General features: G+C 61.1%; 13 protein-coding genes. 10 read left to right on the top strand and 3 right to left on the bottom strand.

The genetic code is table 11. From position 1 onward, the window contains the following. The first annotated feature begins 210 nt into the window (after nt 1-210). Nucleotides 211-1209 carry a helix-turn-helix domain-containing protein gene (locus HX869_RS26065; protein WP_008436676.1) on the top strand — a complete coding sequence of 333 codons (999 nt, stop codon included), beginning with the start codon at nt 211-213 and terminating at the stop codon, nt 1207-1209. 139 nt (nt 1210-1348) lie between these two features. Here HX869_RS26065 and HX869_RS26060 read toward each other — a convergent pair whose 3' ends face one another. Continuing rightward, entirely contained in the window at nt 1349-2224 is an 876-nt protein-coding gene (locus tag HX869_RS26060) for a LysR family transcriptional regulator (RefSeq protein ID WP_003212314.1), read from the bottom strand. A gap of 114 nt (nt 2225-2338) precedes the next feature. Between HX869_RS26060 and HX869_RS26055 the strand changes: the two genes are divergently transcribed. Genes HX869_RS26055 through catA form a run of 3 tightly spaced genes read left to right on the top strand, consistent with a single transcriptional unit; the run spans nt 2339 to nt 4742 of the window. Continuing rightward, nucleotides 2339-3463: a muconate cycloisomerase family protein gene (locus HX869_RS26055; protein WP_178903870.1), complete on the top strand. Its 1125-nt coding sequence runs from the start codon at nt 2339-2341 to the stop codon at nt 3461-3463. A 16-nt stretch (nt 3464-3479) separates the two neighbouring features. Beyond that, entirely contained in the window at nt 3480-3770 is a 291-nt protein-coding gene (catC, locus tag HX869_RS26050; protein ID WP_003212310.1) for a muconolactone Delta-isomerase, read from the top strand. A gap of 42 nt (nt 3771-3812) precedes the next feature. After that, nucleotides 3813-4742, top strand: coding sequence for a catechol 1,2-dioxygenase (catA, locus tag HX869_RS26045; protein ID WP_008436682.1), 930 nt, complete (start codon nt 3813-3815; stop codon nt 4740-4742). Nucleotides 4743-4866: 124 nt separating this feature from the next. Here the strand turns inward: catA and HX869_RS26040 are convergent, their stop codons facing one another. Further along, a complete protein-coding gene (locus HX869_RS26040; protein WP_003212305.1) occupies nt 4867-5340 on the bottom strand; it encodes an Lrp/AsnC family transcriptional regulator in 474 nt (157 codons plus the stop codon). Nucleotides 5341-5482: 142 nt separating this feature from the next. Between HX869_RS26040 and kynU the strand changes: the two genes are divergently transcribed. Then, nucleotides 5483-6733, top strand: a complete 1251-nt coding sequence (kynU, locus tag HX869_RS26035) for a kynureninase (protein WP_134325689.1) — start codon at nt 5483-5485, stop codon at nt 6731-6733. Nucleotides 6734-6898: 165 nt separating this feature from the next. Then, nucleotides 6899-8329, top strand: a complete 1431-nt coding sequence (locus tag HX869_RS26030; protein WP_003212300.1) for an amino acid permease — start codon at nt 6899-6901, stop codon at nt 8327-8329. Between the two features lie 15 nt (nt 8330-8344). Here HX869_RS26030 and HX869_RS26025 read toward each other — a convergent pair whose 3' ends face one another. Then, the gene (locus HX869_RS26025; protein WP_178903869.1) at nt 8345-9259 is read right to left on the bottom strand and encodes a LysR substrate-binding domain-containing protein; all 915 of its coding nucleotides are present in this window, start codon (nt 9257-9259) and stop codon (nt 8345-8347) included. A gap of 190 nt (nt 9260-9449) precedes the next feature. On the opposite strand from HX869_RS26025, the gene HX869_RS26020 reads away from it, so the two are divergent. The 4 genes from HX869_RS26020 (at nt 9450) to HX869_RS26005 (ending at nt 12858) form a co-directional block, all read left to right on the top strand. Beyond that, nucleotides 9450-10214 (top strand): sulfite exporter TauE/SafE family protein, encoded by a 765-nt coding sequence (locus HX869_RS26020; protein WP_177067899.1) that lies wholly within the window; start codon nt 9450-9452, stop codon nt 10212-10214. A 117-nt stretch (nt 10215-10331) separates the two neighbouring features. Next, a complete protein-coding gene (locus tag HX869_RS26015; RefSeq protein WP_008436691.1) occupies nt 10332-10922 on the top strand; it encodes an NAD(P)H-dependent oxidoreductase in 591 nt (196 codons plus the stop codon). A gap of 41 nt (nt 10923-10963) precedes the next feature. Further along, on the top strand, nt 10964-11860 hold the full coding sequence (locus HX869_RS26010; protein ID WP_178903868.1) for a LysR family transcriptional regulator: 897 nt from the start codon (nt 10964-10966) through the stop codon (nt 11858-11860). A gap of 104 nt (nt 11861-11964) precedes the next feature. Beyond that, entirely contained in the window at nt 11965-12858 is an 894-nt protein-coding gene (locus HX869_RS26005) for an NAD-dependent epimerase/dehydratase family protein (protein WP_178903867.1), read from the top strand. Nucleotides 12859-12929 lie beyond the last annotated feature (71 nt).

Below are 12929 nucleotides of genomic sequence, written 5' to 3'. Positions count from 1 at the left end.
GGCACGAAATACCCACGGCGGTGCAGGGCGGTGGCGGAATGCGCTACTGTCTTGCAAGGCGATTGTCGGAAAAGTCTGCTTGTTATCCACTTAGTCGACGGTTGCTATCCACCCAGTGGCGATCCCGCTGGCGTGGCGCAAAACTTGCTGTCGATCTACCAGGACGCGCCGTCAGAGCGCGCCGGCCACAATTGCCGTGGGTGCCCCGTGATGAGTAGCAATACACGCGATATACGTATCGAGCGCTTCGACCTTGAAGGCGCCTGCAGCTGGATGTCCGGCATTTGCGGGCCGCACCGCCTGCAAACCGCGACGCCGGAGCGCATCCGCTTTCACCACAGCGCCAATGTGTTCAAGTCCCGCGCCACGACGCTGGGGATTATCGAATACGGCACCGATGTCACCATCGACATTGAAGACGCCGAGCACTTCAGCAGCTACAGCCTGACCTTGCCGCTGGTGGGCGAGCAGGAACTGAGCAAGAACGGCGTACGGCTCAGCTCCAACCGTGACCAGGGGGTGATCATTTCGCCCAACGAACATCAGGTGCTGGAGATCTCGGGCGACTGCCGCAAGTTGCAGGTGGTGATCACCCGCGCGGCGATGAGCGAATCCCTGGAAGGCCTGCTGCAGCGGCCGATTGAAGCGCCGCTGCGCTTCGAGTCGGCGATGGACGCGGTGGACGGCGCTTCCGCGTCGTGGTGGCGCATGGCGCGGTATTTCATCGCCGAACTGGAGCGCAGCAGCGAGCTGTATGACCAGGTGGCGTTTACCCGGGACCTGGAAAGCTCGCTGATCAAGGGCCTGATCCTGGCCCAGCCGAACAACTATTCCGAAGAGCTGCGGGACGTGCTGGGGGTGAAACTGCCGCACTATTTGATTCGTGCCCGACAGTACATCCACGACAACGCCCGGGAAGCGGTGCACCTGGAGGATCTGGAGGCGGCGGCGGGCGTGTCGCGCTTCAAGCTGTTCGATGCCTTCCGCAAATACTTCGCCCTGTCGCCCATGGCCTATCTGAAGAAATACCGCCTGGGTGCCGTGCGCCAGCAAATCCTCGAACATGGCTCCACGCGCACCATCTCCGAAATCGCCCTGGGCTGGGGCTTTACTCATCTGGGGCGATTCTCGGCCGAGTACCGCAAGCTGTTCGACGAGTCTCCAAGCCAGACGCTGCAGCGCAACGACGCCCGGCGCATGCGGGGGTGAACACCTTACGCAAAAACAACGGAGATCAACTGTGGGAGCGGGCTTGCTCGCGAATGCGGTGCATCAGCCAACTCATTCGGTGACTGACACTGCGCATTCGCGAGCAAGCCCGCTCCCACATTGGATGTGTGGTGTTCTTTTAAATCAACTCTTCCACCAGTTGCAGGCAATGACTGAGCCCCGGCGACTGGTCATTGATCCGCCGGCTGAGAATGATCGGCGACGTGGCGGTGGCCTCCACCACCGGCGTATAGCCAATGTCTGCGCGGTGCAGCACCTGCACCGAAGCGGGTACCAGGGTCACGCCCATGCCTGCGCCGACCAGACCAATGGCGGTCTGCAATTCGTTGGTCCACTGCGAAACCTTCAGGCTCAAGCCATGGGCATCGAACAGCGCGATCACATGGTCGGCGTAGCTCGGCCGCGGGTTGCCGGGATACAGCACGAAGGGTTCAGCGGCCAATTGCGCCAGGGTGGCCGGGGCACCCAGCAGGGGATGTCCGGCGGGCAACACCGCCACCAACCGGTCCTCCACCAACACCCGCTGCACAATGGCCGGGTCGTCGATGCGAATCCGCCCGAAGCCCACGTCAATCCGCCCGGCCTTGAGGGCTTCGACCTGTTGCAGCGTGGTCATCTCCGACAGGCCCAACTCCAGCTCCAAGCCATCGTGGCTGCGCAGCCGGCGAATCAACTCCGGCAGCACGCCGTACAGCGTCGACGGCGCAAAACCGATGCCCAGCCAGGTTTTCTGCCCAAGGCCGATGCGCCGGGTGTTGTCACACACCTTGCCCAGTTGCTCCAGCAGCACATTGGCGTGCTCATAGAAAAACCGCCCGGCTTCGGTCAGGCGCAACGGGCGCCCACGCTCCAGCAGGACCACACCCAGTTCGTCCTCCAATTGCTGGATCTGCCGGCTCAACGGCGGCTGGGCAATGTGCAGGCGTTCGGCGGCGCGGGTGAAGTTGAGGGTTTCCCCCAGCACCTGGAAGTAACGCAGATGGCGCAGTTCCATAAAGACTCCATTCATACCTTAAGGGTATTGTTCGAGACTCATTCTATATTGGAAGCCAGCAGAGATCCGGAACAGAATCAGGCCAAATCTATAAAGAACCCAACGGGTATTGCCATGCCGATTTGCGCCATCGAGTCGATCGAGACCATCATCGTCGATCTCCCTACCATCCGCCCGCACAAACTGGCGATGCACACGATGCAGAACCAGACCCTGGTGATCATCCGCGTGCGCTGCGCCGACGGTATCGAAGGCATTGGTGAATCCACCACCATCGGCGGCCTGAGCTACGGCAATGAAAGCCCCGACAGCATCAAGATCAACATCGACCGGCACTTCGCGCCGCTGCTGCTCGGCCAGGACGCGAGCAACATCAATGCCGCCATGTTGCGCCTGGAGCGCAGCATCCGGGGCAACACCTTTGCCAAGTCGGGTATCGAAAGCGCCTTGCTCGACGCCCTCGGCAAACGCCTGAGCCTGCCGGTCAGCGAACTGCTCGGCGGCCGCGTGCGGGACGCCTTGCCGGTGGCCTGGACCCTGGCCAGCGGTAACACCGAAAAAGACATCGCCGAGGCCGAGAAGATGCTCGACCTGCGCCGCCACCGCATTTTCAAATTGAAGATCGGCGCCGGTGAAGTCAGCCAGGACCTGGCCCACGTCATCGCGATCAAAAAAGCCTTGGGCGACCGCGCCAGTGTACGGGTCGACGTCAACCAGGCCTGGGACGAAGCCGTGGCCCTGCGCGCCTGCAAGGTGCTGGGGGACAACGGTATCGACCTGATCGAACAACCGATCTCGCGCAACAACCGCGGCGGCATGGTGCGGCTCAACCTGTCGAGCCCGGCGCCGATCATGGCCGACGAATCCATCGAATGCGTGGAAGATGCCTTCAACCTGGCCCGCGAAGGCGCGGCCTCGGTGTTCGCCCTGAAGATCGCCAAAAACGGCGGGCCGCGTGCGGTATTGCGCACCGCTGCGATTGCCGAGGCGGCGGGTATCGGCCTGTACGGCGGCACCATGCTCGAAGGCGGTATCGGTACCCTGGCCTCGGCCCATGCCTTTCTCACCTTGAACAAACTGGCGTGGGACACCGAGCTGTTCGGCCCGCTGCTGCTCACCGAAGACATCCTCTCCGAGCCGTTGGTGTACCGCGATTTCCACCTGCATGTCTCCACCGCTCCGGGCCTGGGCCTTGCCATCGATGAAGAGCGCCTGGCGTTCTTCCGTCGCGATAACTAACAAGAGGACACCTGCGATGTTGTTCCACGTAAAAATGACCGTGAACCTGCCAGTCGACATGAACCCCGAGCGCGCTGCCGGCCTCAAGGCTGAAGAAAAAGCCTTCTCCCAGCGGCTGCAGGAGCAAGGCAAATGGCGCCACCTGTGGCGCATCGCCGGGCTGTACGCCAACTACAGCGTGTTCGATGTCGACAGCGTGCAGGAACTGCATGACCTGTTGATGCAACTGCCGCTTTATCCTTACATGGCCATCGAAGTGAATGCCCTGTGCCGGCATCCATCGTCGATCCGTGAGGATGATCGCTGAGTCTGTTTTTTCACCTAATAATTACAAGATGAGGATTGCACCATGACCATCCGACTTTCCCAGACTGCTCACGCCCAACAGTTTCTCGAAGAAGCCAGCGGCAACCTTAACGACGGCGGCAACCCACGGGCCAAGGCGCTGATCTACCGGATCCTGCGGGACACGGTGAACATCATCGAAGACCTGGAAGTGACTCCGGAAGAGTTCTGGAAGGCGGTCAACTACCTCAACGAACTGGGCAAGAACCAGGAAGCCGGCTTGCTCGCGGCAGGCCTGGGCCTGGAGCATTACCTGGACATGCTGATGGACGCGGCGGACGAGGAAGCCGGCAAGTCCGGCGGCACCCCGCGCACCATCGAAGGCCCGCTGTACGTGGCCGGTGCGCCGCTGTCCAAGTTCGAGGCGCGGCTGGACGACGGGCAGGACCCGGGCGTGCCGCTGTTCATGCAGGGCCAGGTGCGCGACACCAATGGCAAGCCGTTGGCGGGGGCGATTGTCGATGTATGGCAGGCCAATACCGGTGGTACGTATTCGTGGTTTGACAGCACGCAGTCGGAGTTCAACCTGCGTCGGCGAATCGAGACCGATGCCCAGGGCAACTACCGTTTTCGCAGCATCGTGCCGTCGGGGTATGGCTGCCCGCCGACCGGGCCGACCCAGCAGTTGCTGGACCAGTTGGGGCGCCATGGCCAGCGGCCGGCGCATATCCACTTCTTCATCTCGGCGCCGGGCCATCGGCACCTGACCACCCAGATCAACCTGTCGGATGACCCGTACCTGCATGATGATTTTGCCTATGCGACGCGGGATGAGTTGATCGCCGAAATTCGCTTCAGCGAGGACGCAAACCTGGCGAAGGAATTTGGTGTGGAAGGGCAGTTTGCGCAGATTGATTTTGACTTTGAGTTGCAGCCTGCGGCGGCGCCTGTCGAACAGAAACGTATGCAACGAGTTCGCGCGCTCGAAGACTGAACGCGGTAAAAAAATGTGGGAGCGGGCTTGCTCGCGAATGCGGTGGATCAGTCAATATTTCCGGTGACTGACACTCCGCCTTCGCGAGCAAGCCCGCTCCCACATTGGCTCTGTATCGTTTGGCCTACTTGCGAACAACCAGATCGAGCAGATCATCCCGATCCTTGATCTTCTGCAGCACGATCTCCGACCGAATATCCATCACCCCCGCCGTGCGGTTCAGGTGGTTCACAATGAAATCCGAAAAGTGCTTGAGGTTGCGCGCCTGCACCCGCAGCACATAATTGCTCGCCCCGGTAATCACGTACGCACTGGCCACCTCCGGCCACCCTTGCACCTTCTTGATAAACGTCTCGTGCCAATCCTCCACATCCTGGCGTAACGACAGGTGGACGATGGCCTCCAGCTCAATCCCCAACTGCTCGGCGTTCAACACCGCCCGATAACCACTGATGATTCCCTCGCTTTCCAGCAGGCGCAAACGCCGCAGGCAGGCCGACGGCGACAGGGCGACTTTCTCCGCCAGTTCCTGGTTACTGATACGGCCATCCTGTTGCAGAAAATGCAGAAGGCGCAGGTCGGTGGCGTCGAGAATCATGGTTAGAATAAATCCGCGTGTTTGGGGGTTAAATTCGAATTTCCTACAGCTTAATTAGCCTGTTGCCCACCACTTTGCACGAAAATTCTCTAAAGCTTCGTTCATTATTTGGCTCATTGTTACTACAACAACAGGACTGACCATGACCACCCGCACCCATTGCCTGACCCTCGACGCCCAGGATCCGCTGGCGCCATTGCGCAACCAATTCGCCTTGCCGGCCGGGGTCATCTACCTCGACGGCAACTCCCTCGGTGCGCGCCCGGTAGCGGCACTGGAACGGGCGCAAGCGGTGATCGCCGAGGAGTGGGGCAATGGCCTTATTCGCAGTTGGAACAGTGCCGGCTGGGCCGACCTGTCCCAGCGCCTGGGCAATCGCCTGGCACCGCTGATCGGTGCCCGCGACGGTGAAGTGGTGATCACCGATACCACCTCCATCAACCTGTTCAAAGTGCTCAGCGCCGCGCTGACCGTGCAACGCGAACGCGCGCCAAGCCGCAAGGTGATCGTCAGCGAAGCGAGCAATTTCCCCACCGACCTGTACATCGCCGAAGGCCTCACCGAACTGCTGCAACAGGGCTACTCCCTGCGCCTGGTCAACAGCCCGGACGAACTGCCGAAAGCCATCGACCAGGACACGGCCGTGGTGATGCTCACCCACGTCAACTACAAGACCGGCTACATGTACGACATGCAGGCCCAGACTGCCTTGAGCCATGAATGTGGCGCGCTGGCGATCTGGGATCTGGCGCATTCCGCGGGCGCGGTGCCGATCGACCTGCATCAGGCCGGTGCCGATTATGCAATTGGTTGCACTTACAAATACCTCAACGGCGGGCCCGGCTCCCAGGCGTTTGTGTGGGTCAACCCGGCGCTGGTGGATGTGGTTACGCAGCCGCTGTCGGGCTGGTTCGGGCATACCCGACAGTTCGCCATGGAATCGCGTTATGCGCCGAGCCAGGGCATCGCCCGCTACCTGTGCGGCACCCAGCCGATTACCTCGCTGGCGATGGTGGAGTGTGGCCTGGATATTTTCGCCCAGACCGATATGGCCAGCTTGCGCTCTAAATCCCTGGCGTTGACCGACCTGTTTATCGAGTTGGTGGAAAGCCGTTGCGCCGCCCACGACCTGACCCTGATCACCCCGCGTGAGCATGCCCGACGGGGTAGCCACGTCAGCTTCGAACACCCGGAAGGCTACGCGGTTATCCAGGCCTTGATCGCTCGCGGCGTGATTGGTGATTATCGCGAGCCGCGCATCATGCGTTTCGGGTTTACCCCGCTGTACACCAGCTTTGCTGAAGTGTGGGATGCGGTGGAAATCCTGGGTGAGATTCTCGATCAAAAAACCTGGGACCAGCCGCAGTTCAAGGTTCGTCACAGCGTCACCTGAGTAAACGCAGCGCAAAAAATGTGGGAGCGGGCTTGCTCGCGAATGCGGTCTATCAGTCTCTGATGTATTGACTGGCACACCGCATTCGCGAGCAAGCCCGCTCCCACAGGGAACAGTGTTTCAACCAGAAAGCAGTGCAATCACAATAATAAAGGGGCACGCCACGTGACCACGCCAGACCAAGGCTTTGCCGAAATCACCAATCGCGAACTGGGCCTCAGGCGCCAGCTCACTTCCGGCCAGATGAGCATGATCGCCATCGGTGGCGCCATCGGCACCGGGCTGTTCATGGGCAGCGCCTACGCCATCGGCTATGCCGGGCCCAGCGTGCTGGTGAGCTATGCCATCGGCGCGCTGATCACTTTGCTGTTGATGGGCTGCCTGGCGGAGATGACCGTGGCGCATTCCACCTCGGGCTCGTTCGGCGCGTATGCGGAGTTTTACGTCAGCCCGCTGGCCGGTTTCCTGGTGCGCTATGCGTACTGGGCGGCGATTGTGCTGGCGGTGGGCGCCGAGGTCACGGCGGTGGCGATGTACATGAAGTACTGGTTTGCCAACGTGCCGGAATGGGTGTGGATCGTCTCGTTTTCCAGCGTGCTGATCGTACTCAACGCCATCAGCGTCAAGACCTTCGGCAACTTCGAGTACTGGTTTTCCACGATCAAGATCAGCGCGATTGTCGGCTTCATCATCCTCGCGGTGTACGTGGTGTTCGGCTCCGGCAACCCGGATTACGGTGTGCAGAACTACACGGCCCACGGCGGCTTTTTCCCGAACGGGTTGAGCGGCATGTGGATCGCGGTGATCGTCTCGATCTTCAGTTACCTGAGCGTGGAAATGATCGCGGTGGCCGCCGGTGAAGCGGCCGACCCGGAGCAGGCGGTGAAAAAAGCCTTCCGCGCGACCATCGTGCGCCTGGTGGTGTTCTACCTGCTGACCCTGGCGCTGATGTTGGCCATCGTGCCATGGAACCAGGCCGGCCACGCCCAGAGCCCGTTCGTCACGGTGATGCAGACCATCGGCATTCCCGGCGCCACCGGGGTGATGAACTTCGTGATCCTGATCGCTGCGCTGTCGGCGATGAACAGCCAGCTCTACATCACCACCCGCATGATGTTCAGCCTGTCCCGCGCCGGTTTTGCGCCCAAGTCCATGGGCGCCTTGAGCAAGAGCGGGATCCCGTTGAACGCCTTGTTGCTGTCCAGCTCGGGTATTGCCCTGGCGACCCTGCTGAACGTGGTGTACCCGGAAAGCTCGTTCACCCTGATGATGGCGATCTCGATGTTTGGCGCGATCTTCACCTGGTTCATGATCTTCCTCACGCACCTGTTTTTCCGCCGCTACCGCAAGCGTCACGGCGGGGCGAAGCTGTCGTTCCAGCTGGCGCTGTTTCCCTACAGCACACTGCTGGGCCTGGTGCTGATGGGCGCGGTGATGATCACCACGTTTTTCACCGATGCGTTCAAGATGACGCTGGTGTTCGGGGTGCCGTTCCTGCTGATTCTGTCGGCGGTGTACTACGTGTTCTTCCGCAAGGGTCGCCAAAACCTTGTAGGAGCGAGCTTGCTCGCGAAAAACCCGAGGGCGCCGGGTTAAATCAGAAAGCCCGCGTTATCGTTGACGTGCTTCGCGAGCAAGCTCGCTCCTACAGGGGGAGAGGGCGTTTAGCAGTTGGGCGGCGTAACCGGGCAATTGCTCGAACTCGCGGGCGCATAACAGCAGTTTGCGACAGGCCCAATCCTCGCTCAGGGGTTGGGCCTTGAAGCGCCGCTCCAACGGCCAGCGTTCCAGCGCGGCCAGGGGCACGATCCCCAGCCCGGCGCCCCGGGCGACCATGCGAATCAGCCCGTCAAACCCATCAGCGCGGATGCGTGTCTGCAAGCGAAAGCCTGCGTGCAATGCCTGTTCCTCCAGGTACACCGCCAGCGCGCTGTCGGCGGCCAGGCCCACGTAGTCGTGCTGCAAGCTGTCGATAAAACTCACGGTGCGCCCGGTCAGCGGGTGATCCAGCGGCATGATCAGCACCAGCGGGTCGTCGCGAAAGGGCAGGGTTTGCAGGCCGTGGGTGTCCACCGCATCGGAAATGATCCCCAGGTCTGCCGCGCCCTGGCGCAAGGCGTGGGTGATGCGCAGGCTTGGCAGTTCCTGCAGGTCGATGTCGAGGTTGGGGTGCTCGTGCAGAAAGTCCGCCAACAGTTCCGGCAGGTATTCGCTCAGGGCGGTGGTGTTGCACAGCAGGCGCACCTGGCCCTTGACGCCGTTGGCGTATTCCGCGAGGTCTTGCTGCAGGTGATCGGCTTGCTGCAACAGCAGGCGGGCGTGACGGGCGAGGGCTTTACCCGCAGCAGTCGGGGTGACGCCACGGCGGCCACGTTCAAGAAACTCGATGCCCAGGGAGGCTTCCATCGCCCGGATCCGTGCACTCGCCGCCGCCAGGGACAAATGGCTGCGGCTGGCGCCGGCGGTGATATTGCCGGTGTCGAGGATGTGCAGGTACAGGCGCAGGTCGATCAGGTCAAAGTGCATGGGCTGGGGATCTCAGTGTCTGTACGGGCCTCTTCGCGAGCAAGCCCGCTCCCACATTTAGATCTGTGAACCCTTTCAAAATGTGGGAGCGGGCTTGCTCGCGAAGAGGCTATCTGCCTCATGCAAAACAAGAGGCTGCCTCAGTATATGGCGAATTTTCAGATATCACCCAAACCTGCAAAATCGACCCATGAATACCTTACTCGCGTTCTACCAAAACCTCGGCCCGGCCCTGACATTGCTGGTGATCGGCACCTTCCTGCTGGCAGGTACGGTCAAGGGCGTCATCGGCCTGGGCCTGCCCACCGTCGCCATGGGCATGCTCGGCCTGGCTATGTTGCCGGCGCAGGCTGCGGCGTTGCTGATCATCCCGTCCACCGTCACCAACCTCTGGCAACTGGCCTTCGGCGGTCACCTGAGCGCGTTGATCAAACGCCTGTGGCCGATGCTCCTGCTGATTTTCCTCGGCACCGGGCTGGGCTCGGTGTGGCTGGGCATGGATGGCGGGCATTGGGTGGTGCGGGCGTTGGGCGGCGCGCTGCTGGTGTATGCCTTGAGCGGGCTGTTGCTGCCGACGTTCAAGGTCAGCCCGGACACCGAGCGCTGGCTGGGCCCGCTGTGCGGCGTGCTGACCGGGGTGATCACCTCGGCCACTGGGGTGTTCGTGATACCGGCGGTGCCGTATCTGCAAGCGTTGGGCTTGAACCGCGATCAGCTGGTGCAAGCGTTGGGGCTGTCGTTCACCGTGTCGACGCTGGCGCTGGCAGCCGGGCTGTTCTGGCGTGGCAGCCTGGGCGGCGGTGAATTGAACGCCTCGTTGTTGGCGCTGGTTCCCGCGCTGCTCGGGATGTGGCTGGGCCAGGCCCTGCGCCAGCGCATCAGTGCCGTGCTGTTCAAGCGGGTGTTCTTTATCGGCATGGCCGCGCTGGGAGGTCATCTGCTGATCAGTGGTTAAGAATTAACTGTTGATTCGTGCTTTTTAATCAAATGTATTTTGCCTTTCCGACGCTTATTCCAAAGCACCGACCCCGTTACCCTGCCTTCAGACATTTTTAATCTTTAGGCACCCCCTATGAAAAAAGTACTCCTGCTCAACGGCGGTAAGAAATTCGCCCATTCCGACGGTCGCTACAACAGCACCCTGCATGAAGCCGCCCTGGCGGTACTGGACCGTGGCGGCATCGACGTCAAGGAAACCCACATCGACGCCGGCTACGACGTGGCCGAAGAAGTCGCCAAATTCCTCTGGGCCGACGTGATCATCTACCAGATGCCCGGCTGGTGGATGGGCGCTCCGTGGATCGTCAAGAAGTACATCGATGAAGTCTTCACCGAAGGCCATGGCAGCCTGTACGCCAGCGACGGCCGCACCCGCTCCGACTCGTCGCAGAAATACGGCAGCGGCGGCCTGATCCAGGGCAAGCAATACATGCTGTCCCTGACCTGGAACGCTCCTCAGCAAGCGTTCGACGACCCCACCGACTTCTTCGAAGCCAAGGGCGTGGACGCGGTGTATTTCCCGTTCCACAAGGCCAACGAGTTCCTCGGCATGACCGGCCTGCCGACCTTCCTCTGTGTGGACGTGATGAAACGCCCGGCCATCGAAGCCGACGTGGCGCGTTATGAACAGCATCTGGCACAGGTGTTTAACCTGAGTCTGTAATGCGGCTAGTATCCGTGCAGCCGCTATAAAGAGGATTCACGTTGAAAGCCCGATCCGATGAGCTACAGATCTTCGTCTGCGTGATTGAATGCGGGTCGATTTCCGCCGCAGCCGAACAGGTCGGGCAGACGCCGTCGGCGGTCAGCCGCACTTTGTCGCGCCTGGAAGCCAAGCTCGACACCACCCTGATCAATCGCACCACCCGGCGCATGGACCTGACCGAAGAGGGCAAGTATTTCTTCGAGCGGGCCAAGGTGATCCTCGAGCAGATGGACGACCTGGAAGAACGCCTGTCGTCGCGCCAGCAAACCCCGTCGGGGCGCCTGCGGATCAACGCGGCGTCGCCGTTCATGCTGCATGCGATCGTGCCGTACATCGCCGAGTTTCGTCGCCTGTACCCGGATATCCAGCTGGAACTGAACAGTAACGACCTGATCATCGACCTGCTGGAACAGAGCACCGACATCGCGATCCGTATCGGTGCCCTGGCCGACTCGACGTTGCACGCCCGCTCACTGGGTTGCAGCCCGCTGCATATCCTCGCCAGCCCGGTGTATCTGGAACAGCACGGCACGCCCACCACCGTTGCCGAACTGGCTGAACACACTTTGCTCGGCTTCACCCAGACCGAAACCCTCAACCACTGGCCGTTGCGTCATGTGCACGGCGATCGCTGGCAAATCCAGCCCGGTGTCGCCGCTTCCAGCGGTGAAACCTTGCGCCAGCTGGCGCTGGAAGGGCAGGGCATCACCTGTTTATCGGACTTCATGACCGCCCAGGACATCAAGACCGGACGCCTGATACCGGTGCTGGCCGAGTTCAACAGCGGCTATCGTCAACCGATCAACGCGGTGTACTACCGCAACTCGCAATTGGCCTTGCGCATCCAGTGCTTCCTGGACTTTATCCAGGGCAAGCTGGCCAGCTACGCCAGCTGATTCGTGACCTCTGCGCAAGATTGAATTGGGCAATACGGACTTATTCGGAATGGATAGGTCCGCAATACTGACGCCATCAATTACTCACGCAGGGAGACACCTCCATGAACGTATTCATTACCGGCGCTGCCGGTTTTATCGGCGGTTCCATCGCCACTGGCCTGGTCAAGGCCGGCCATAACGTCACCGGCCTGGTGCGCAGCACCGAACAGGCTGCGGAAATGACGGCACTGGGTATCACGCCGGTGATCGGTACGCTGGATGACAGCGCGCTGTTGACCGAGCAGGCGAAGAAAGCTGACGCGGTGATCAACGCCGCCAGCAGCGACCATCGCGGCGCCGTGGAAACCTTGCTGGCCGCGCTGCGCGGTTCCAACAAAACCTTCCTGCACACCAGCGGTTCGAGCATCGTTGGCGATGCGTCGGGCGGTAAGTCCAGCGATGTCATCTACTTTGAAGACAACCTGCCGGCGCCGACTGTCGACAAGGCTGCTCGCGTGGCCATCGACAACCTGATCCTGGCTGCCGCCAAAGATGGCGTGAACTCGGCAGTGATCTGCAACACCCTGATCTACGGTCACAGCCTGGGCGTCAAGCGCGACAGCGTGCAGTTGCCACGCTTGCTCAAGCAGGCACGCAAAAGCGGTGTAGTGCGGCATGTGGGCACCGGGCAGAACATCTGGTCCAACGTGCACATTGAAGACGTGGTTGCGTTGTACGTGCTGGCGCTGGAAAAGAATGTGCCGGGCACTTTCTACTTTGTGGAGAGTGGCGAAGCGGCGTTTGTCGACATGACCACCGCGATTGCCGAAGCGCTGAAGCTGGGTAAACCACAGGATTGGCCATTGGCGGATGCCGAGGCCGAGTGGGGTTATGAAATGGCCAACTATGGCCTGGGCTCCAACAGCCGGGTGCGCGGCAAGCATGCTCGGGAATTGCTGGGATGGGCGCCGAAGCGGACCTTCGTAGTGGAGTGGATTCGCAACGAGATGGTGTGATGTTCGCTTGAGACCGAGGCGAGCTCTTCGCGAGCAAGCCCGCTCCCACACTTAACCGAGTTCCAACTTTG

It is taken from the genome of Pseudomonas sp. P7779 (genome assembly GCF_013386315.1).
In the GTDB taxonomy this organism is placed as follows: Bacteria; Pseudomonadota; Gammaproteobacteria; order Pseudomonadales; family Pseudomonadaceae; genus Aquipseudomonas.
The sequence above is the reverse complement of the archived record's forward strand: the minus strand, read 5'-3'. Positions and strand labels throughout refer to the sequence as shown.

Coding starts and splice junctions, on each gene's coding strand:
- HX869_RS26020 (WP_177067899.1), top strand. CDS start 9,450: ATGAATACCTTACTCGCGTTCTACCAAAACCTCGGCCCGGCCCTGACA.
- HX869_RS26055 (WP_178903870.1), top strand. CDS start 2,339: ATGCCGATTTGCGCCATCGAGTCGATCGAGACCATCATCGTCGATCTC.
- HX869_RS26040 (WP_003212305.1), bottom strand. CDS start 5,340: ATGATTCTCGACGCCACCGACCTGCGCCTTCTGCATTTTCTGCAACAG.
- HX869_RS26065 (WP_008436676.1), top strand. CDS start 211: ATGAGTAGCAATACACGCGATATACGTATCGAGCGCTTCGACCTTGAA.
- HX869_RS26025 (WP_178903869.1), bottom strand. CDS start 9,259: ATGCACTTTGACCTGATCGACCTGCGCCTGTACCTGCACATCCTCGAC.
- HX869_RS26005 (WP_178903867.1), top strand. CDS start 11,965: ATGAACGTATTCATTACCGGCGCTGCCGGTTTTATCGGCGGTTCCATC.
- catC (WP_003212310.1), top strand. CDS start 3,480: ATGTTGTTCCACGTAAAAATGACCGTGAACCTGCCAGTCGACATGAAC.
- kynU (WP_134325689.1), top strand. CDS start 5,483: ATGACCACCCGCACCCATTGCCTGACCCTCGACGCCCAGGATCCGCTG.
- HX869_RS26015 (WP_008436691.1), top strand. CDS start 10,332: ATGAAAAAAGTACTCCTGCTCAACGGCGGTAAGAAATTCGCCCATTCC.
- HX869_RS26060 (WP_003212314.1), bottom strand. CDS start 2,224: ATGGAACTGCGCCATCTGCGTTACTTCCAGGTGCTGGGGGAAACCCTC.
- catA (WP_008436682.1), top strand. CDS start 3,813: ATGACCATCCGACTTTCCCAGACTGCTCACGCCCAACAGTTTCTCGAA.